This is a genomic window from Mycoplasma leachii PG50, from assembly GCF_000183365.1.
GTDB classification, from domain to species: Bacteria; Bacillota_I; Bacilli_A; order Mycoplasmatales; family Mycoplasmataceae; genus Mycoplasma; species Mycoplasma leachii.
Window position 1 is genome coordinate 175,016 of sequence record NC_014751.1, and the last position, 21,961, is coordinate 196,976.

Below are 21,961 nucleotides of genomic sequence, written 5' to 3' on the forward strand. Positions count from 1 at the left end.
TTCATTTAATTTTTACAATCAATATATAGAAGCTGTAAGCCCACAAGAATTTTACAAATTCACTAAATGATTTATGAAAAATGTTTCTTGAGGCCCTGAAATTATTACTCTAAAATCGTTTTCAATTGTTAAAGGTGTTGAAATGAGTGGTAATAGCATTACTTTAGGAGCACATAGTAATAAAAACAAAGAAGAAACAACTATTAAGTTTTATCCTGATGCTTTTTTTGGAACACTTCCTATTTATTCTAATTTGAGTGGTAGAGGTAACGCTTATGAGTCATTAACCTATAAATTGAATCAACAAGTTCTAACTCAAAAAGACTTAGAAGGTTTTTTAGCTAATGTTAAAAACTATAATTCGCTAGCTAATTTATCTCAACAAACAATTAATAAGTCATACTTTAGAGGAATTACTAATGTTAGTTTTTTAAAAGAACAAAAAGTTTTTGTTTATAAACAAGAAAATTGACAAAGTAAATTTTCTAAAACTTATTCTGAATTAGAAAAGAAAAGATTAGAAGATAAATCCCCATATTTGTTTGCTATTCCAGCAAATAGTTTACAAGAAGCTCGTAAAAAATTAGAAGTTAAACTTTCTGAGTATAAAAAAGAAAATGATTCTTATAAATTTTTTGAAAAAATAAATCCAAAGAATGTTGCTTTAGAAGAAAAAACTATTAGTGATGCAGAAGTAAAGCAAGATAATACTAATAAGATTATTGATAAAAAATTAGTTTTAACTTTTAATGATAAATCAAAATACATTATTCATAATGCTTTTTCTGATGTTTTAACTGAGCAAATGACTTCTAATGGTAATAAAACTTATGTTGCACTTAAAAATTATGTTAATTTTTCTAATGCTAAACAAAAATTAGAAGACAAAGTAAAAAATTTTATTTTACAAATTAAAGAAAATATTAAATTAAAATCTAATGGAAAAGAAAAAGAATTAGAAGGTCTTTTAAAAGAATTTGAGTCTGATAATAGTGTAGTTAGTTTATTAAAACAAAAAGACTTAACATTAGATGTTCTTAAAAAAGTTGATAAAAAATTATTTGATTCTGAAGATAAGTTTAATCAAATTTTAGGTAAAACTACTAGTAATAAAGCATTTAATGAAAAAAAATATTATGAAACAGATATTGCATATTCATTACCAGAATTAATTACTTTAGAAACTTTAGTTCAACATAGTGATAAAAATAAATTGAATTGAAGAGATTTTTATAACTTAAATGAATTTGTTGCTGATAGAAAAAATATATTAAAAAATGGTTTAACAGAGTTTTTTGTTTATTCAAAATTTGTTAAAGAAATAAATGCTAATGAAAATAAAAAATATGAAGAATTAAAAAGTGAAAATGATTTAATTGTTGCAAGTTCTAAAGTTGAGCTAGTTGATATTTTAACTAAGAAAAATATTATAAAACCTAATATTAGTCAAGAAGAAATTAATAAAATTATTTTTAAAGTAGATTTATTTAATCTTAAAAAAGAGGGACAAAATTTATTGATTTCTCTTAGAGATACTAAAACAGAAAAAACATCTAATAATGAGAAATTTGGAAATAAATGAATTAATATCTCTATTAATGCTAATGCTAAAAAAGATGTTATTAGAGCAACTAATGATTTATTTGCGGTTTTAGGATATAAAAAAGTAGTTGTTCCAAGTGTTTTAAAAGAAGAAAGTGATTTGAGAAATCCTATTACTAATAAGCTTGAAAAGACATTTAATGTTTATGTAGATGCTTATGAAAATTTGATTGATGAATTATTAGAAAAAGTACCTTATGCTGCACAATGATTAGAAGGACCTCATATTAAAAAAGTTCTTGATGAAAATGGTGTGATGCAATATAAATTAGAAAATGGAAAATATTTAGGTTTTACAAAAGATGATCGTATTGGTTTATGAGCAATTTTAAAAATGTCTGATAATAACTTTAAAGGTATATCAACTGACTTTTTAAAATTTGTTGGAGCTCACGAATATGGACATCATATTACTTTAAATGGTGCTCAGGATTTAGGAAATAAAGGTAGTGATCCAATCTTTATTAGTGCATTAACTCCTGGAGCAACACCAAACATTAATAACTACTACAGTAGAGAAGCTGTTGATTTATTTTTAAAAGCTCGTACTCATATTGAACTAGAAACTAAACGTTTATTAGATCAATTTGGTGCAATTAAAGATTATGGAGAATATGCTACTTTTAATTTTGCTAAAAAAGATAAAAACGGTTCTATAAGTTTTGATACTAAATCTAATAAAAAGGGATTAGAAGATGATTCTGATATTTGAGGAGTTAATATTGAAGATCCAAATATTAGAAAAGCATTAAGCAACAAAAAAAGAAGATTTCTTCAAGATTTTGCTGGATTATTAGAAGCAGTTAAAGAAAGACAAAAAGAAAATAATTTAACTACTGATGATGATAAAAAGTGATTAACTGCATTTGATTTATGACTTGCTAATGCAATTGATTTTTATTCAGGTACATTAAATCCAACTTTTAATAGTTCAGAACAACAAAATCAAGTTGTTAAGTATATGTATAAAGATGATAAAGGTGTATTAAGATTTCAACCGGCATCTTTAAAAATGTTAGATGGAATTTTAAAAGATGGTAAAGGAAATCCAATTAGATTTAATATTTCAAATAATGGTAAAAGTGTTGAACCTATAGTAGTTAAAGGTCAAAAAGATTCAGAAGGTAAGTATACAAAAATTACTGAAGTATTAGTTTATAACAAAGATGGATCTCCTATTGTTAATGTTCCTCTTAATGTAGATTTGAAAACAGATGGTAGTGATCCAGCAAAAACCATTGAATTTGTAAATGAAAAAATTAAAGTTGTTGAAAAAACAATTAAGTCTCTTGTGGTTGATAAATATTCAATAAATGGTTGAAATAAGGCTGATACACGCCTTAGTTTAGACTCAAAAATTGATTTAAACTATCCTGCAATTAAGGATATTTTTGGTACTAGAATACCTCCTACAGTTAATGAAATGTTTAAAAAAATTTATGGTAATTATGTTTCGAATAGAGATGTTGAGACCGGTTCTTATAAAAATGATGGTAAGAACAATATTATAAAATACTATAATTTAGACGCTAGTGAAAACAATATCAGCCATAAGTATAAGGACAAACAGTCTAGTTTAATATATGCAAACCCTAAGAATCTTAAAACAAGTAACCAGAATGGCCAAGATAATTTTGCATTATTATTAGGAACATTATTTACAGCTGGGTCTTCAGAAGATAATACAACAAATGGTGGTTCAGGCCAAGTTCTATGAATTAGTAAAGATAAGATGTATATGCCTAATGTTAAATTACAAGATGCATATACTAGTTTATACTTTTTAAGTAGATTACCTAGAGAATATGAACAAATATTCAATGCCAAAAAAGTATTAAAATGAATGTCTGAATACACTCCAACTTTCATTGCTAGTAAGTTTAATAAAAATGGTATTTGAAGTATGGTTAATAAATCTGGACAATTAGTAATGCTAAATGATGGAGATGGACAAACTATTTTAAATGTTAATAAACTAAAATTAAATTATAGTAATGGATTAAAAGAGCTTGATCATAACATTTTAAATGGATTATTTGGCTCACTAAATAACCTTGATAATGGTACATTGGAATTTACGGAAACTCAAAAATGACTTGATTTTGTAAATGTAGATTTTACAAAAGCTAAATACAACCCTTCAGATGATGCTGTCAATTGAGACATAGAATACGTTAAATCTAAAGTTAATATTGATAAATTTAAAACTAATTTTAAAACATATGTTTTAGGCAAATTAGATTCAATCGCCTCAATGAATGCTAATCAAAAAGAAGCATTTAAGAGATTTTATGAAAAAGCTAATAATGATAAAAGCGATCAAATGTGAGCTAATGAAATAATGCGTAGATTTAGTTCATCATACTTTGCAATGTTTAATAGTGCACTTTCAATTGATGATATTAAGACTAATAAGGATCTAGGATGAATATTTGATTCAGTTCATGGTTATGGAGACTTTAAAAAAACAGAATTTAAAATTAAAAATCCAGATAAAGATAGATGAGAAATATCTACTGACGATATGCTAAATGCATATGATAAATTTGCTAAAGAATTAAATGTAGAAACTAAACAATTAAATTTGGTTGATGCACTAGTTTTTGATAACAAAATACAACTATATACTGATCAAACCAAAATTCATATCGCTAATAAAAAGTTGGATCTATTGAGTATATTTTCATCGCTAGCAACTGCTCAGTTCCACACTTCTCCATCTCAAGATGTACTAGAATATTTCCATAATAAAACTGAACGTAAATTTAATGAATTATTTTCAAATTATACTTATAGTTTTGCTGAAGTAATTAACCGTGATAACTTACAAATTACTTATTCTCCAAGTAATCATGATTTTGGAAATATGCCAAGCTTTTTATCAAATATTAGTGAATCTACAACTGGTTTAGAGTATGTTGTTGATGGAACTACAACTGCTAAATGAAAAAAACGTGCAATTAAAATTAATGATCGTGATGGAAGAAATGGTATTGTAAATACTATTTTAGATTATGAAAAATTAGTTGATAATGAGACTAAAAATAAAGCTGAAGCTTTAAATTTAAAATATCGTAATTCTAAACTATCTCAAAAGTCTAATTTAAGTGATGATTCAAACTATAACAATAGTTATTTTGGAGAATTCCAATCAATTAATAACGGTTGATTTAAAGATAGATGATATCGTGACTTTTTAGATTTCAAACTTTATGATGATGATGGTAAACCAATTGAAGACAAAACTATTAGAATTAAAGATCTAGAAAATAAAGTTGTTACTTCAAGAGTTAATGCTTATTGACAATATTACATTCAATCTCAAGGTGTAGGAAAGCGTAACATTAGTGGTATTTGAAGAGATGCTACAAAAGATGCTGTTGCTATGTTTGGATATTTATCAAGTGATGTTGCAAATAAAGCAAATTATTTAGCATTTAAAAACAAAGAAACTGGAGAAGTTAAAACAGTAAAAATTAACAAGCAATTTAGTAGTAATATGTTTTATTACAAAACTCAAAATATTGAAAATGAAGCTAAATATGAAGCTGCAAAAACTGATGAAGAACGTAATGCTATTCGTCATACTTTAGCTCATGAAAAATATGACTATAAAGATACTAATGGTCATCATAAAGGGACTGGATTTGTTTCATGAGTTAGTGATTATGCAATTATGTCTAAATATCAAAATGCCTTATTAACACCTGGGCAAAAATATAGTGTTTATTTTTCAAGTGATAAAAAAGGAACTAAAGATATTATTAAAACTGACTTAGGTGATTTTCAATCAATTGCTGAAAATGGAAAAACATTCTCACAAGCTCCAATTAGAATGGAAAAAAGTAAAAACCCAGTTAAAGTTGATGCAAATGGATTTAAACACTATGAAAATACACTTTATGTTTACGATCAATTTAATGGAGTTAAATAGGAGATTATTATGAAGAAAATAACTAAATTTTCAATTATATTTGGTGGTATATCAGCTGCAGTTTTAGCAAGTTCTATTCCACTAATAGTCACTAATACAAGATCTAAAAAAGAAGTTAGAAACTATGATCTAGGTTTAGTAGCTGAACCAATTAACTCTTTAAACTACATTAAATTTGCATCAGTTAGTAAAGTATTACCAAGCTTAGTTGAAGCTCCATTAAAATCTGGTCCTAGTGAAAATTTAAAAAGAATTTTATCAATTCCTGAAATTCCAATGGGAGCTTATACAAATGATATAAAGCTTACAGATAGTGATATAGAAAAAGGCATTACAAGTATTGATAAATACTACACAACTAAAGAACCAAGTGCTAATCTAACTAGTAGGTTTTATGCACTTGATGGATTTGGAAACACTACTGGAACTTTAAGTGCTGATAAAAGCACTTATCATCCTGCAAGTATTTTATTAAGTAATAATAAAGTTCAATCAGCAAACATTTTATTAAATAATGGTCAAAGTAGATGAAGTAATAATGATGAAGTTGTAGCTGATGATTATGTTGATGCACTTCATTATATTTTAGATTTATCAACTGGATCTCAAAGACTAACTAACATCTTACAACGTAAATTCGCAAACGCTCAAACTGTTGTTGATTTACAAAATGAATACATTAGAAAATTTGGTGTAACTTATACTAATCCATTTCAATATCCAAAAATAAAAGAAATTAATGGAAAATATTTATACGATGTATTTAACGAAGAATATAAAAAGAATTTTTATGCTTCACAAATTGATCACATTTTAAAAAATAGTAGTAAGTATAAAAATAAAACATTATCTAAACAAGAAATAGAACAACTACAAAAAGAAGAAAAACAAGTTTTAGATAAACTACAAAATGCAATTAAAAAACTAGGTTTATATTCAGGAAGATTATATTGAAATTATTCAAATAGAGAAATTTTAAGTAGTATTGCTTATTCTCCTGATTTTGATCCAAATGCTGATGAAACTATAATAATGCTTCCTAATTTAGAGTATTTAAATCCAAATCTAAGTTCAGAACAACGTAAAAACACATTGCAAAGAAAAGCAGTTAAAATTAAAAAATATTTATTTTCTGACCCAAGACAAAAGTTTAGTAAAGAATTTGACAAATTATTACAACAATCAAGAGAATTAAAAAGTCATATAAATACAATATATAGTGAAAATAATCTTGAAAATTATAATAAAGAAGTTAATAAAGCTTATAAAAACTCTGACACTTTATCAAATGAATTCATTGATAGTTTTGATGCTAAAAAATATAGATGACATAGAGAATTAGCTTTAGATGAATATTCGCTACGTGTTGAGTATGCTGCAAGTGAACCTACTTCAATTTCAAATGTTGTTCAAGATATGTTATCAACACTATTTCCAATTAATAGAAAATTTGTTGAATTAAATGGTGGAATCAATGATTTTGGTTTAACTAAAGAAAGATTTTTAACAACTGGAGCATTTAATCTTGATGATGCAGTTTTAGGTCCTCAAGGTTATTTATTATTAAGTAAAAATCCAAATTATTATTCAGCACCAAAAACTATTTCAAACAAAATCAAAATTTTCTTTAGTTCAAATCCTAATATTAATGCTGCTTTATATGATGATAAGTATATTGCAGCTACTAGAATACCAGCAATTAGTCAATTACCTTATTGAACTAATCAAGAATATAGAAAATATATGAAAAAATCTGCTGGATTTGGAACAATTGCTTTAGCCTTTAATTTAGATCAAGAAAGATATGATAGTTTAGATAAAAACTCTGATTCACGTTATATTTATGATTCTGATTTAAGAAATGCAATTTATTATGCAATCAATCGTGATGAAATGTTAAATATTGTTGGTTGAAACTCGTCTTATCCAGTTATTACTTGAACAGCATTTGGTCAAGGTTCTTCATCATTTGGAGATGCTATTGAAATTGCATTTGATCATGATGAAATGTATACAAAAGTTGATAATAAAAAAGCGATTCCAGTACAAAACTACAAACACATAGATCACTTATCAAAATCTTATAATTTTGAACATGTTGATAGAACAGATAAAGGTTTTGATTTAAATATTGCTAATAAATATTTAGATTTATTTAAACAAAAACATCCTAATGTTAAATCACTAACTTTAAAATATATTTCAAATTCAACTGATGAACAACAAAATGCTGGTATTGCTTTACAAGATTTTATGAGAAAAGCATTTAATGGATTTATTAATATTGAAATTAAAAGCTTACCTGAAAATGTGTATGAATATGCAAGAACTAAAGGTGAGTTTGATCTATTATATCGTAACTTTGATGCGTTTGGATCTGATGCTTATAGTTATGTAAGAGTATTTTTTAGAACTGATGGAATTGATAGTAAAAATGCAAAAACTACAGGATTTAGAAATAATCCATCTGGTTCATTTACTTATGAAAAATACTTTAGTGAAATTGGTTATAAATTAGATGAATCTGGAAAAGTAGTTATTGATCAAAAACATAAAAATGAAGCTGAAAAACTAAGAACACGTTTACGTATTAATGAAAAATTATGAAATAAAATCTTAGAATTATCATTTAGAAAAACTAAATATAAAGATAAAGGTGTTAATAAAGAAGAATCATTAAGTGAATATACTGAACGTGTTAATGCCTTTTTTACAAATCAATATACATCAAAAGAAATTAATGAAGAAAAATGAACTGAACAATCTTCATTTGGAATTATTGGAGCTTTAGAAAAAATTATTCGTGATGCAGCTCCAGTAGTTCCTTTAATGGAAGTTGATACATACTGAGAAATTTCAAGAGTAAATGGAAGTGATAACCTATTTACTTATTCACTACAATTTGCATACGATACAGCCTTTCCACCAAGTCCAAAATTACCAACTGATATTAAGGAGACAGAATAATGAAATCAAAAACAACATCTAATTTTGTTGATGATTTATCTACATTGCCAAAAAATGCCATAGAGCATAAACAACATGTAGATTTTAGTAATAAAATAAAATACGATATCGCTTGACATAAACGTATTTTTAACATCAAAACACCTTGAATTTCTTCATTACTAAGAACAATTTGAATATTTATAGAGTTTTTTGTTGTTGCTTTTATTGTTATTACTGCTACTTTCTTTTTAATTAACTCAGTACCGGGTGGAACTGGTTTAACTGCTGGACTTGATGAAGCAGCTAAAGCTGCTGTTGAAGAGCATTATGGTTTAAATCAACCATTACTTGTTAGATATGGAATTTATTTATATAACATCTTACATTTAGATTTTGGAATTAGTTTATCAGTTTTTCCTGGTGAAAAAATTAATGACTTTGTTTGAGTAAGATTTTATAAAAGCTTTTTAATTGGTATATTTTCAGTAATGTTAACTTTATTAATTGGTATACCTTTAGGAGTTTATGTTGGTATGAATCCAGATAAATTACCAGATCACATTGCAACTGTATTAGTTTCAATTTTTTCATCAATACCTTCATTAGTATTTGCTTTATGATTGTTATTATTAGGCCGATCAGCCGGAATACCTTATATTTTTGATCAAGCTAATTTAGCATCATATATTCTTCCAGGATTTTCATTATCATTAGGCTCTATTATTGTTTATATTAAATATATTAGAACTGAACTAAATAGAGAATTAAATTCTCAACATTGTAAATTTATTTATTTAAAAGGAATCACTAAACGTAGATTTGTTTGAACTCATGCTTTAAAACCAGCTTTATTTCCAATAGCAACCTTTTTTCCAGTAGTAATTTTTGGAAGTTTTATTGGTTCATTATTTATTGAACAAATTTTCTTTATTACAGGATCTGGTGGTTTGTTATTAAATGCAATTACTTCAAAAGACTTTAATATTATTTTATTTATGGTAACTCTATTTTCATTACTAACTATTTTGTCATATACATGTCGTGATGCTTTATATAAAGTAATTGATCCAAGAGTAAGAAAGAAAGCTTAATATGACAAAATTATCTCAATTATTTAAAAACTGACATTATCGTAAAAAAAGAGCAGAATTAAGTCCAACAAATATTAGTGGATCTGATCTAGCACCAAACAAAATTTTACGTCCGTTAGCTCATCAACAATGACAATTAGTTGGTAATTTATTAGAGTTTAGTGAAACAAGTAAAATGCATAATCAAAAAAATGCTTTTATAGAATTTTTTTATCGTTTTTCAAGATCATTTGCTGGAGTTTTTGGATTTGTTATTTTAGCAACTTTAATTGTTTTATCTTTAATTATTCCTTTAACTACAAAAGATCCATTAATAATTGATGTAGAAAATAGAAATGAAACATTTTTTACTAATGGTCATATTTTAGGAACTGATGCATTAGGTAGAGATTTATGAGCTAGATTATGACATGGATTAAGATATTCATTAACTTTATCTGTTGTAGCTACTTTTATTCAAGTAATTATTGGGTTATTTATTGGAATTATGATGGGTCATTTTCGTATATTTGATAAACTAATGACTTTTGTTATTAAAATTATTTCAAATGTACCTTCTATTATTATTCTGATTACTATTACTATTATTATTAAACCTACATTTTGAGTTATGGTATTTGCATTATCTTTTACTTCTTGAACAGGAATTGCAAATCAAATGCGTTCACAAGTTTTAAGAGCAAAATCATTTGAATGAGTAAGTGCTTCAAAAGTTTTGGGAACCCCAACTTATAAAGTTTTATTAAACTATTTACCAGTTTTAATATCTTTATTAATTACTGAAATTGTGTTTCATATTCCAGGAATTATACTTTCTGAAACTTCTTTAGCATTTATTGGATTATCAATACCAAATGTTGCAACTTTAGGTAATTTAATTAGTGATGGATCTAAAAACTTTACTGTGTTTCCTAGATATGTTTTAATTCCTTCATTTATGTTAATATTAGTAACTACTTCTATTCAATTAATGGCTAATTCAGTTCAAGATACATTATTAAGACAAAGATAGGTAGTATATGAAAGATCAAATTAAAAACAAACAAGGATATAGTAAAAAGTTTAAAACACCACTTGTTTATAACAATATGCCAATCCCATTAGATCTACTTGAAATCAAAGATAAAACTAATAAGTCTATAGTTCAAGTCTTTATTGATTATTGAAAACATAAATATAATGTAGTTAAAAATCTTTTTAATAAAAATAATGATCAACAAACTGTAGATATTTTTAAAAACATTGAACAAGAAGAAGTTTTTGGAAAATTAGTTAATGTTGCTGCTCACATTGATGATGTTTATTTATCTTTTAAAAATCCAGCTAATCCTAGAGAAAAAAATATAGTTTTACGTGGACCTAGTTTAAAAATTTATGAAGGAAAAGTTCATGCACTAATTGGTGAATCTGGTTCTGGTAAATCAGTAATTACTTCTTTATTGTATGGATTAAGTGGTTCAAATTCTATTATTGAATCTGGAAGTGTTAAATTGTATGGATTAGAAGTTCATAATTTTAATGAATATCAATGAGAAAAATCTAAATTAAGAGGAAGAGTGATTTCAGCTGTTTTTCAAAATCCTATGTCTATATTAGATCCAACTATGAAAATTGGAAATCAAATTATAGAAGGTATGTTAGTAAGTAAAATTGTTCAAACAAAAAAACAAGCTTATGAACAAGCTTTAAATTATTTAAAACTAACTAAAATTAATAACCCTGAAGCTATTATGAAAAAATATCCTCATGAATTATCTGGAGGAATGATTCAACGTGTTGCTATTGCTTGTATTATTTCATTAAAACCAAAAATTTTAGTAATGGATGAACCAACAACAGCACTTGATCCAACTGTTCAAGCTTTAGTTTTAGATGTTATTAAAGAATTACAAGAACAATTTAAAATAGCTATTGCTTTTATTACTCATGATTTAGGAGTAGTTGCTTCGATTGCTGATTTTATTAATATTATGTATGCTGGTCAAATTGTTGAATCTGGAACTAAAGAAGAGATTTTATTAAACCCACAACATCCTTATACTTGAGGATTGATAACTTCAATGCCAGATTATAATAAAGGAGAAAAATTAGAAGTTATTCGTGGCTCAGTTCCAGCTAATTTAAATAAAATTCAAGGAGATGCTTTTGCTGTTAGAAATGATTATGCATTAGATATTGATTTTTATGAAGAACCTCCAGTTTATCAAATTTCACCAACTCATTTTGTAAAAAGTAACTTATTAAGTTCAAAAGCTCCAAACTACACTCCACCAAAAACTATTTTGAATTTATGAAAAAAATATGACAAAATACTTAATGATCTTTATGGTGAAAATATTTTTGTAGATGATATGGTTTATAACAACTATAAAACTAAATCAGAACAACAAAATATTAAAGTTGCACTAAAACTAAAAGAAAACGAACAATTATTAAAACAACAACAAGAGGTTATAAATGAGTAAGTATTATATCGAAAAACAACCTTTTAAAAAAGCTTTATATCGTAGTATTAGAAAAGGTACTAATGAGATGTTAAATGCTTATAAAAATAGAAAAACTGTTGTTGAAATTCGTAATTTAGATATTGTTTATGGGTTTGGTGCAAAAGAATTTACTGCTATTAAAGATCTAAATTTAAATATTTATGATGGAGAGGTTCTAGGTTTAGTTGGTGAGTCTGGTTCTGGTAAATCAACTATTGGAAGAAGTATTATTGGTTTAACTCCACATAGTTTTGGTCAAATCAAAATACTAGATAGAATCGTTCCTAAAAACTTAGAAAAAACAAACAAATTTAGTAAAAAATATAAAGACATTATTAATTTTATGGTTAATAAAGTACAAATGATTTTCCAAGATCCTACTAATTCATTAAATCCTTTTAAAGATGTTAAGACTGTAGTTGGCGAAGGATTATCAAATACTAAAAACGCAAAATTAATTTATATTACAGATTTTGATGAAAAAGTTTATAACAATACTATTAGTCAAATTAAAGATTCTGATAAATTGACTAACAAAATATTTGATTATGTTGATCAGATGACTAAGCTAACATATACACTAGACAATTCTTATAAAGTTGTATATGAAGACTTATTAAATGTCCTAAATAACTTAAAAGCAAATGATAAAGAATTTTACACTCCTATTTATAATAGATTAGTTGAATCTCAACTACAAAGACAAACTTTAATAAAACTTAGTGAAAAAGAATGTAAGCACCGTTTAATTATTGAAATTCTAAAACAAGTTGGACTTGATGAAAGTGTTTTATCAAGATATCCTTTAGAGTTTTCTGGTGGTCAACAACAACGTTTAGGAATTTGTAGATCTGTTGTTTTACGTCCTAAGTTATTGATTGCTGATGAACCAATTTCAGCTCTAGATGTTTCAATTCAAGCTCAAGTTATTAATATTTTTAATGAGTTAAAGAAAAAATATAATTTAACTATATTATTTATTGCTCATGATTTGAGAATGGTTGAATATATTTCAGATAGAATTGCTGTAATTAATAAAGGAGTTTTATTAGAAATAGGACCAACTGATGAAATTATTAATAATGCTTATCATCCTTATACTAAAAGTTTATTAGATGCTGTTCCTTCAATTGAAAGTGAAAAAGGTTCTTTAATTGGATCAATTTATGATCATAACATTCATAAATATGATGAAAACAACCAACCATCATGACATCATGTTGGAAAGAATCATTTTGTTTTAGCAACTGATTCAGAATTAGCGGTTTATAAGTTTGACAAGCAAAAATTAAATAAATAAAAAGCTAGTTCATATAACTAGCTTTTTTAATCTTAATTATTATTTAAAATTTCATTTATTAATTTATTTATATAAATGTTTTTAATTTCTAAATCAGTAATTTTTACTTTAATATCAACTAATTGATTTGCATAATATGGATCTTGTAAGCGATTATTATAAATAATAAAAAAAATAAACATACCAATAATTGGTAATATTCATCATAATCATAATTTATTTAAAATTTTTTTATTAGTTTGTTTCAGTTGTAACTGATAATCATTAATTTTATTTTGATTAATGATTTTTTGTTGATCTAAAAGTTGTTTTAGATCAATTAAAAGTTCATTTAAATTAATTTTTGAATTTAGCTGATTAATTTGTTCTTTTGAAAAAATCATTTTTATAAAATCTATTTTATTATAATAATTATTAACAAATACATCTTCAAGTAGTGATAAGCCAGTTTTATTTTGCATATTTATAACCTCAATTGTTGTTTAGTTTTATTTATTTTATAATCTTATTAGAATTTGAAAGGATTTTATATGTATTATTTAGGAATAATTTTAGCTAGTATAGTTGGGTATTTTTTAGGTTCTATTTCTTGATCAATAATTATAGTTAAAAAAGTTGGAAATATTGATATTAGAAAAATTGGATCAGGTAATCCTGGAGCAACTAATACTGTAAGAGCTTTAGGTAAAAAATGAGGATTAGTTGTAGCTTTTTTAGATGCTTTGAAAGTAATTTTTACAAGCATAATAGCTATATTATTATCACTAATACCAAATAGTTTGTTTAGTCAAACTAGTTATTTTATTCCTTGTATTTTTGCTTTAATTGGACATTGTTTTCCAATTTATTACAAGTTTAAAGGTGGAAAAGCAGTTAGTTGTTTTTTAGGTCTTTTATTTGTAGTTAACATTTTATATTTAATCATTTTTCTAACTGTTTGATTTATAAGTGTTGCTATTTCAAGAAAAGTTAGTGTTGCTTCAATATTTTCAGCATTTTTTATTTTAATAATAATGTGAATTCCTTATTTAAATGGAGTGAGTTATTTCATTTGACAATGAAATGGTTTAGAACAATTTAGTGTTGCTTGAAAAAACTACATTTTATTTTCATTACTAAATTCATTTCACTACTGATTTGATAATACTTGAGCTAGTGGAATGTTAGAAGGAAATATTATAGTTTTAATTGGTGGTTTAATTTTAGGATTAAGACATTCTCAAAATATTAAAAGAATAACAAATAAAACTGAGCCAGATACATTTCCAAGAAAAAAACAAGCTATTAAAAAGTAAAAGAACTTTTTATTTTTAAATGTTTGTTTTTTAATATGTTTTTTAGGAGGGATTATGAGTTTAATAGTTTTAGAAAATATTACACATCAAAATGGAGGAAAAATTTTATATAAAAATTCTGAAATGAGAATTAATAAAGGTGAACATGTTGCTTTAGTTGGTCCTAATGGGGCTGGAAAATCAACTTTATTAAATATTATTGCTCAAAAAATTACTCCAGATCATGGAAATATAGAATGGCATCCTAAAGCAAAAATTGGATATCTAGATCAACACCAAGAAGTAGATCCAAACATAACTAGTGAAGAGTATTTAAAAGATGCTTTTAAAAATCTTTTTGAAATTGAAGCTAAAATTCATAAAATTTATGAAAATATGGCAATTGAATATAAAGAATCAGATTTAATAAAAGCTTTAGAATTACAAGATTATTTAACTAGTCATAATTTTGATACTATTGATAAAACTGTTGGTAACTTAGTTTCAGGATTAGGAATAAATCCAAATAATATGAAGAAGAAACTATCAGAATTATCTGGTGGTCAGCGTGGAAAAATTTTATTAGCTAAGTTGTTGCTAAAAAATGATGATTTTATTTTATTAGATGAACCCACTAATTTTTTAGATATTGAGCAAGTTGAATGATTAATTAACTTTTTAAATAATTATGAGAATGCTTTTTTAATGATTAGTCATGATATTGAATTTGTTAATAGAGTAGCAAAAATTATTTTTGCTATAGAAAATCAAAAAATAAATCGATATGTTGGAGATTATAATAAGTATTTAGAATTATCTGCTTTAAAGGCTGATCAATATGATAAAGCAAGAGAATCTCAACAACAACAAATAGCAAAACTAAAAGATTATATTGCAAGAAATGCTGCAAGATTTTCAACAGCTAAAAGTGCACAATCTCGTCAAAAGCAATTAGATAAAATGGATGTTTTAGATGAAAGAAAAAAAATAGTTAAACCTAAGATGAGTTTTAAATATAAACGTCCTAATTCAGCTGTTGTTGTTAAATCTCAAAATTTAGAAATTGGTTATAATTTTAGTTTAACTGCTCCTTTAACTTTTGAATTAAGAGAAGGTCAAAAATGTATTGTTAAAGGATATAATGGAATTGGAAAAACCACTTTTTTAAAAACTGTTTCAAATAAATTAAATCCAATTGATGGTTGATGTAAACTTGGAGATGGTGTTGAAGTTAGATATTTTGAACAAGTTGAAAAATTTCATGAATATGAAAATCCAATTTCATATTTATCAAGTAGACACCCACAAGTTCTAGAACCTGAAATTAGATCAACACTTTCAAGGTTTGGAATTAGAACAGAACTTATGTTAAATCCAATGAATGATTTATCTGGTGGAGAACAAACTAAAGTTAGATTAGCCTCACTTAGTTTAGAACCAGCAAGTTTATTAATTTTAGATGAACCAACTAATCATATTGATGTTTTAGCAAAAGAATCTTTACTAGAAGCAATTAGAGAATTTCAAGGTACTGTTCTAATTACAACTCATGATATTAATTTTGAAACTAATTGAGCTGATAAAGTATTAAATTTTGAAGATTTAGTTGAATAAAAAACGAGAATTTAATAACTTCTCGTTTTTTTAATATGATCTTAAAAATAATCGCTCAGCATTATTTTTAGTATTTTCTGCAACAATGCTATCAGAAACTTTTTTAATTTTTGCTATGTGTTTAACAATTAGTGGTAAGTACTTAGGATAACTTAAACCTTTTTTATATGGTGTTGGTGGTAAAAAAGGAGAGTTTGTTTCAACTAATAATTTATTTAATGAAATATTTTTTACCACTTGTTCTAGTTCGATTTCATGAGTAATAGCAGCATCAAAAGAAATATAAAACCCTAATTCAATAAATTTTAATGCTCAATCTAAAGGACCACGAAAAGCATGAATCACCCCTTTTTTAACACGTTTTTCTTTAAAAATCTTATAAGCAATTTCAAAAACTCTGAAATGGTTTGTAGCATCTCTTAAGTGTACAACTACTGGTAAATCTAGTTTTTGAGCTATTTCAATTTGTCTTTTAAAACCTTGAATTTGTTCTTTTTCATACTTATTGGTTTCAAAAAAATCTAAACCCATTTCGCCAATTCCAACTACTTTATTTGAATTAGCTAATTCTTCAATAATTTGAAAAGCTTGTTCAGAATATAAGTGAATTTGACTTGGATGAATACCAACAACTGCAAAAACATTTGGTGATAAATTAGCTTGAAATATAGCGGTTTTAGAAGATTTCACATCATAACCTATGTTATTAATATACTTAACTCCAGATCTTTTAGCTTCAAATACTATTTCATTTGAAGTCATATTAATATCTATAAATCTATTATCATTTAGATGACAGTGTGTATCATACAAACCTGATATATTCATATAAAATCATCTCTTTTCTTAATATAAATTATATATTCTTGTTAAATTATTTTTTTACAGTCAACCTTTTTAAGAATCATAAAATTAATTATTTTTTATTTGTTAGGTAAATAAAGTTAACGTTTTTTAAACTATATAATATTTAATATACAAGGATTTGAACATATAAACTAAAAGGAGAATTTATGTCGCATCCATTTTCAGTAGATGAAATTAAACAAATTCATCAAGAAATTTCTAAAATAATTCATTATACACCTTTACATTATGCAGATAAATTATCAGCTTTAACTGGTAATAATATTTATTTAAAATTAGAAAATTTACAAAAAACAGGAAGCTTTAAATTAAGAGGAGCAACTAATAAAATTAATAAACTAACTAATGAAGAAAAAGAACATGGAATTATTGCAGCTAGTGCTGGAAATCATGCACAAGGTGTAGCTTTTGCAGCTACTAATTTAGGGTTAAAATCAACAATTGTTATGCCTGAAAATGCCCCAATGGCAAAAATTCAAGCAACAGAAAAATATGGTGGAAAAGTTGTTCTAAGTGGAAGATTTTTTGATGATGCTTTAGCTAAAGCAATTGAATTAAAAGAAAAAGAAAATCTAACTTTAATTCATGCTTTTGATGATATTGAAATTATTAAAGGTCAAGCTACTATTGCATATGAAATTGATCAACAAATTAAAAACATCGATTATTGTTTAGTACCAATTGGTGGCGGTGGATTAATGAGTGGTATTGCTACTTATTTAAAACAAGTTAATCCAAATATTAAAATGATTGGTGTTGAAGCTGCTAATGTTAATTCCTATCAACAAGCAAAAGCTTTGAGTAGACCGGTGATGATTGATTCTAAACCATCAATAGCAGATGGAATTGCTGTTAAAAAAGTTAGTGATTTAACTTTTTCAATATTAAATCAATATGTTGATGATGTAGTTGTTGTAAGTGAAGAAGAAATTGCTGAAGCAATGTTATTTTTAATGGAAAATTGTAAGTTTGTAACTGAAGGTTCAGGAGCAGTTACTGCTGCAGCTTTAATGTTTGATAAATTAAATATTAAAAATCAAAATAAAACAATAGTTGGTTTAGTAAGTGGTGGAAACATTGATATTGCAATGGTTGGTAATATTATTAATAAGGCTTTAATTAAAACTAATAGACGATTAGTATTATCAGTTAATATACCATCAGATAATAAAGAAATACTAAATATAATTAATATTATTAATTCTTGTGGAGCTAAAATTTTTAAAATAAAAACTAATAGAGATATTATGTATTTAGAATTAAGTGAAATTCATGCAACATTTATTATTGATTTATCAAATACTGATCAACAACAGCAAATCATTGACAAAATTATTCAAGCTAATTACAAAATTACAAGCATTACAGATTAATTTTAAAAATATTATAGTTTAAAAAGTATCTTTAGTTTATACTAGAAAAAGATACTTTTTTTATTTATAAAAGTATACTAATTTCAAAAATTTCTTTTTAAAGAAATTAAAATCAATTATTATAAAATTAATATAAGCAACAAAAGTTTTATGAAACGTCTAATTTTTGTTGTTAATAACTTAGACTATTTGTCTATTTAACAATTTTAGGCTATTTATGGAATTACAAAAACAAAAAAATAAGTCGTTAATAACTTTGATTATTTTTTGAATTTTAGTAGGTATAACAACAACACTTGTTTATAACTTAGAATGATTTATTCAAAAAGTAATTATTTTTAATGGTAGTTTACAAGCTGATCTAAATATGGGAACAGCTATAATAGATAAAAATTTAACTATTGTTTTTAGTGAACACAATATTAAAACAATAGATGATTTTTATATTAAATTAAATGATGTAATAGATAAAGAAAATCATATAATTACAAAATATTATAATATTAATATTAATAGTGCATTTAAAAAAGAAGGTTTATTATTTTCAGCTGCTGCTTTAATAGCTTCATTTATTTCAGGACCTATTTTAGTGTATGCAATTACTAAGAAAAAAACTTATAAGTTCTTTATTTTACCAATACTTTTAGGTTTATCTATAATGATGTTTTTTATAATGCCAGTAATTTCATCAGTACTTTTATTAGCTACTGTATTTACTCCATTATTTGGAATGTTATATTCTTATAGAACTGCTTTAGATTCTTGAGCTACTTCAGTTGCGCGTAAAACTAATGTAAAAATTTCATTTGTACGTGGGTTTTATGAAGTTGGAGCAGGTTTAGGTTCAATTGGTCTTACTCAATTGCTTTTACATTTAAACTATTATAAAAGAACAATTAGTTGAGCTGATGCTACTCCATATTATGTAGTTGGTGCTTTTTATGTTATTTTGACAATCTTTTTATGACTATTTATGCCAGATAATATTTTTGATAAATTGCATGTTAAAGAAGAAAGAGTTAGTCAAAAAAAATATGAAGAAGTTAAGCAAGCTAATAAACTTAATCAAGAATTAACTTTAAAACAGATTATTTTAAATAAAAACTTTATTATTGGGTTATTATTCTTTTTAATAGTAATTGGTACAGTACAAGCATTTGGTTCAATTTGAGTAAATACAGTTGAAAACTTTACTTCAACAACAAAATCATTTAATTCTCCTCAACATATTGGATATCAAAAAGCTTTTTCAATACCAGTTCAATTACTTTTATCTTATTTGATTTTACAAGTTGTTACTAAAATTAAATTAAAACAATTCTTACTATGAGCAGCGATTTTAGCTTCAATTAGTTGATTTGGAATTGGAACAATAGTTTATATAGTTAAACCAAAAAATCCAATTATTACTAGTTTAATTGGTGGAATTGGTGGAGCTATTACTGGAACATTAGCTGTTGCTTTAGGATATGAATTTATTTCAAGAGTAACAACTATTAATACTCGCCCAGCAACCTTTGTTGTTTTTAACTCAATTACATATGGCTTTGGTGGAATTATTTTTGTAGGAGTTAATACGTTTTTATCAAAAACTCCAGTATTTGGAATTAGTGGAGCTGGTGGATATTGAGTTTGATTAATTTGTGGAATTTCATGTTTATTTGCAATTTTATTACTAATCTTATTTTTTAAAGAACCAGAATTTATTACTAGAGAAATTGATGATAAAACATTTAATAAACATTTATTAGTACCATCTCATCATAACCCAGATAAACCAAAACAAACTAAAAAATAATAGGTGATATTATGATCTTATCTTTATATGTTTGATTACAAATTAGAAAAAAACTAAAAAGAAAAGTTAGTTATCAAGATTCTTTAGATTTTGAATATCAAATAGCAAATGAAAATGGATATAATTTTGATCATTTAGATTTATCAGGTTTTAATAAGGAATATAAAACTATTAATACTAGATTTGGAAAATTAAAAATTTTTAAACACGGAACTGGTGATAGTGTAATTATTTATTGTCATGGCATTTTATCAAATAATAGAAATGCGATTAAGTTTTTAGATTATTGTTTTTCAAGAAATATAACTTTAATTAGTTATGATAATTTTGGTTGAGGTGAATCTGATAAATTTGGTAAATGTACTTTAGGTATTAAAGAAGCAGATTTATTAAAAGATGTTATTGATTTTGTTAAAAAAGATCTTAAACCAAAAAAACTAGTTATATATGGTGAATCTATGGGTGGAGGAACTGTTTATAGTTTTATTAGTAAATATAATAATAAAATAGCTGATAAGTTTATTGTTGATGCAGGATATAATTCATTTTTAGATATTGCTATTCAATCTGGATTTAAAAAAGTTTGATATTTTATTTATTTATCTTATTTATTTTTACCAGTACTATTTAAACTTTCTCATTATCCAGTTAAAAGATTTATTAAAAAACAAGATTTTAAAAATTTAGATAATGTTTTACATATTCAAAGTACAGGAGATGCTTTAGTTGATTATAAGCATTTTAAAAAACACTTAAAATATCTAAAAAACAAGCATGTTTATTCAAAACCAATTCGTCACTGTATGGGAATTGATTATTTAAGAGATGAACATTATAAAGTTTTAGATGATTGAATTGAAATTAAAAAATAATAACAAAAATCAGCACAACTAAGTGCTGATTTTTTTATTATCTATTAAATTTATAAACATATATATTAAATGGTGAAGTTTAAATTTTAAAAAATCTATTATCTTTTTTAAAATGGCAAATATAAAACTTAAAAATGTAAAAAAACTGATATAAAGATGGCCTGCTATCTGGTTATAAACTTGACATTATATACATATATATATATATAATGGAATTAACTATATACACTAGGTATATAGCCGATTAACTTCAAAAAGTTAATCAATTTTTTATAAAGACATGAGTATTAAATCATTACTAACAATATTAAGTTCTCTAATGATTAGTGCAAGTGGAGTTGGTTTAGTAGTTGCTTGCAATAATACTGATTCTACAAAAGCACCAAGTACTAATCAAAATAAAGATAAAGATAAAAAAGATGGTAATGAAAAAAGCGAAGAAAAACCAAAAGTTATTTCAAAAAGTCACTGAAGTGATGCCTTTAGAGATAGTATAACTGGTTGAGATATAGAAAATCATGATTTTTCAAAACCAAACAATAATCAAAATCTACCAAAATTCCCTAAACAAAATATTGAAGTAGGGACTTATTCTAAAAAACAAGTACTAGATAATAGTGCTTTACATTCATCAATTAAAAAGAAAATTGTAGAAATACTAAAAATAGAAGAAAAATCATTAAAAGTTGAAAATGTTTATTTTTATGATGAATCTGGAGAAGCAATTGTTAAATCTACAGAATTCTCTGATGCTTTAAAAGTTACATTTTTAGTAAAAAAAATCTAGAATTAGGTGCTTAT

The 21,961-nt window shown here is 25.0% G+C and carries 14 protein-coding genes; 12 read left to right on the forward strand and 2 right to left on the reverse strand.

Features of this window, described 5'->3' with window-relative positions; all coding sequences use genetic code 4:
* Nucleotides 1-25: 25 nt before the first annotated feature.
* The 6 genes from MSB_RS00775 to MSB_RS00800 are packed head-to-tail and all read left to right on the forward strand — an operon-like array spanning nt 26 to nt 13,362.
* The gene (locus MSB_RS00775; protein WP_408632429.1) at nt 26-5,536 is read left to right on the forward strand and encodes a PDxFFG protein; all 5,511 of its coding nucleotides are present in this window, start codon (nt 26-28) and stop codon (nt 5,534-5,536) included.
* 9 nt (nt 5,537-5,545) lie between these two features.
* Nucleotides 5,546-8,503, forward strand: a complete 2,958-nt coding sequence (locus MSB_RS00780) for a periplasmic substrate-binding domain-containing protein (protein WP_013447476.1) — start codon at nt 5,546-5,548, stop codon at nt 8,501-8,503.
* Nucleotides 8,503-9,576: an ABC transporter permease gene (locus MSB_RS00785; RefSeq protein ID WP_013447477.1), complete on the forward strand. Its 1,074-nt coding sequence runs from the start codon at nt 8,503-8,505 to the stop codon at nt 9,574-9,576. The genes MSB_RS00780 and MSB_RS00785 overlap by 1 nt, the downstream gene beginning before the upstream one ends.
* Nucleotide 9,577: 1 nt before the next feature.
* Nucleotides 9,578-10,588, forward strand: coding sequence for an ABC transporter permease (locus MSB_RS00790; protein ID WP_013447478.1), 1,011 nt, complete (start codon nt 9,578-9,580; stop codon nt 10,586-10,588).
* A 7-nt stretch (nt 10,589-10,595) separates the two neighbouring features.
* Nucleotides 10,596-12,041: an ABC transporter ATP-binding protein gene (locus tag MSB_RS00795; protein ID WP_013447479.1), complete on the forward strand. Its 1,446-nt coding sequence runs from the start codon at nt 10,596-10,598 to the stop codon at nt 12,039-12,041.
* Nucleotides 12,034-13,362, forward strand: coding sequence for an ABC transporter ATP-binding protein (locus tag MSB_RS00800; RefSeq protein WP_013447480.1), 1,329 nt, complete (start codon nt 12,034-12,036; stop codon nt 13,360-13,362). The genes MSB_RS00795 and MSB_RS00800 overlap by 8 nt, the downstream gene beginning before the upstream one ends.
* Before the next feature lie 32 nt (nt 13,363-13,394).
* Here MSB_RS00800 and MSB_RS04905 read toward each other — a convergent pair whose 3' ends face one another.
* Nucleotides 13,395-13,823 (reverse strand): hypothetical protein, encoded by a 429-nt coding sequence (locus tag MSB_RS04905; RefSeq protein WP_013447481.1) that lies wholly within the window; start codon nt 13,821-13,823, stop codon nt 13,395-13,397.
* A 54-nt stretch (nt 13,824-13,877) separates the two neighbouring features.
* Between MSB_RS04905 and plsY the strand changes: the two genes are divergently transcribed.
* Nucleotides 13,878-14,657, forward strand: coding sequence for a glycerol-3-phosphate 1-O-acyltransferase PlsY (gene plsY / locus MSB_RS00810; RefSeq protein WP_129619736.1), 780 nt, complete (start codon nt 13,878-13,880; stop codon nt 14,655-14,657).
* Nucleotides 14,658-14,711: 54 nt separating this feature from the next.
* Entirely contained in the window at nt 14,712-16,250 is a 1,539-nt protein-coding gene (locus tag MSB_RS00815; protein ID WP_013447483.1) for an ABC-F family ATP-binding cassette domain-containing protein, read from the forward strand.
* Between the two features lie 30 nt (nt 16,251-16,280).
* Here MSB_RS00815 and MSB_RS00820 read toward each other — a convergent pair whose 3' ends face one another.
* On the reverse strand, nt 16,281-17,078 hold the full coding sequence (locus MSB_RS00820) for a TatD family hydrolase (protein WP_013447484.1): 798 nt from the start codon (nt 17,076-17,078) through the stop codon (nt 16,281-16,283).
* 185 nt (nt 17,079-17,263) lie between these two features.
* On the opposite strand from MSB_RS00820, the gene ilvA reads away from it, so the two are divergent.
* From ilvA to MSB_RS00840, 4 genes are all read left to right on the forward strand, one after another.
* On the forward strand, nt 17,264-18,490 hold the full coding sequence (gene ilvA, locus MSB_RS00825; protein ID WP_013447485.1) for a threonine ammonia-lyase: 1,227 nt from the start codon (nt 17,264-17,266) through the stop codon (nt 18,488-18,490).
* 217 nt (nt 18,491-18,707) lie between these two features.
* Nucleotides 18,708-20,288 (forward strand): MFS transporter, encoded by a 1,581-nt coding sequence (locus MSB_RS00830; protein WP_013447486.1) that lies wholly within the window; start codon nt 18,708-18,710, stop codon nt 20,286-20,288.
* A gap of 11 nt (nt 20,289-20,299) precedes the next feature.
* Nucleotides 20,300-21,160, forward strand: coding sequence for an alpha/beta hydrolase (locus MSB_RS00835; RefSeq protein ID WP_013447487.1), 861 nt, complete (start codon nt 20,300-20,302; stop codon nt 21,158-21,160).
* A gap of 319 nt (nt 21,161-21,479) precedes the next feature.
* Nucleotides 21,480-21,947, forward strand: coding sequence for a hypothetical protein (locus MSB_RS00840; RefSeq protein WP_014584422.1), 468 nt, complete (start codon nt 21,480-21,482; stop codon nt 21,945-21,947).
* Nucleotides 21,948-21,961: the final 14 nt, after the last annotated feature.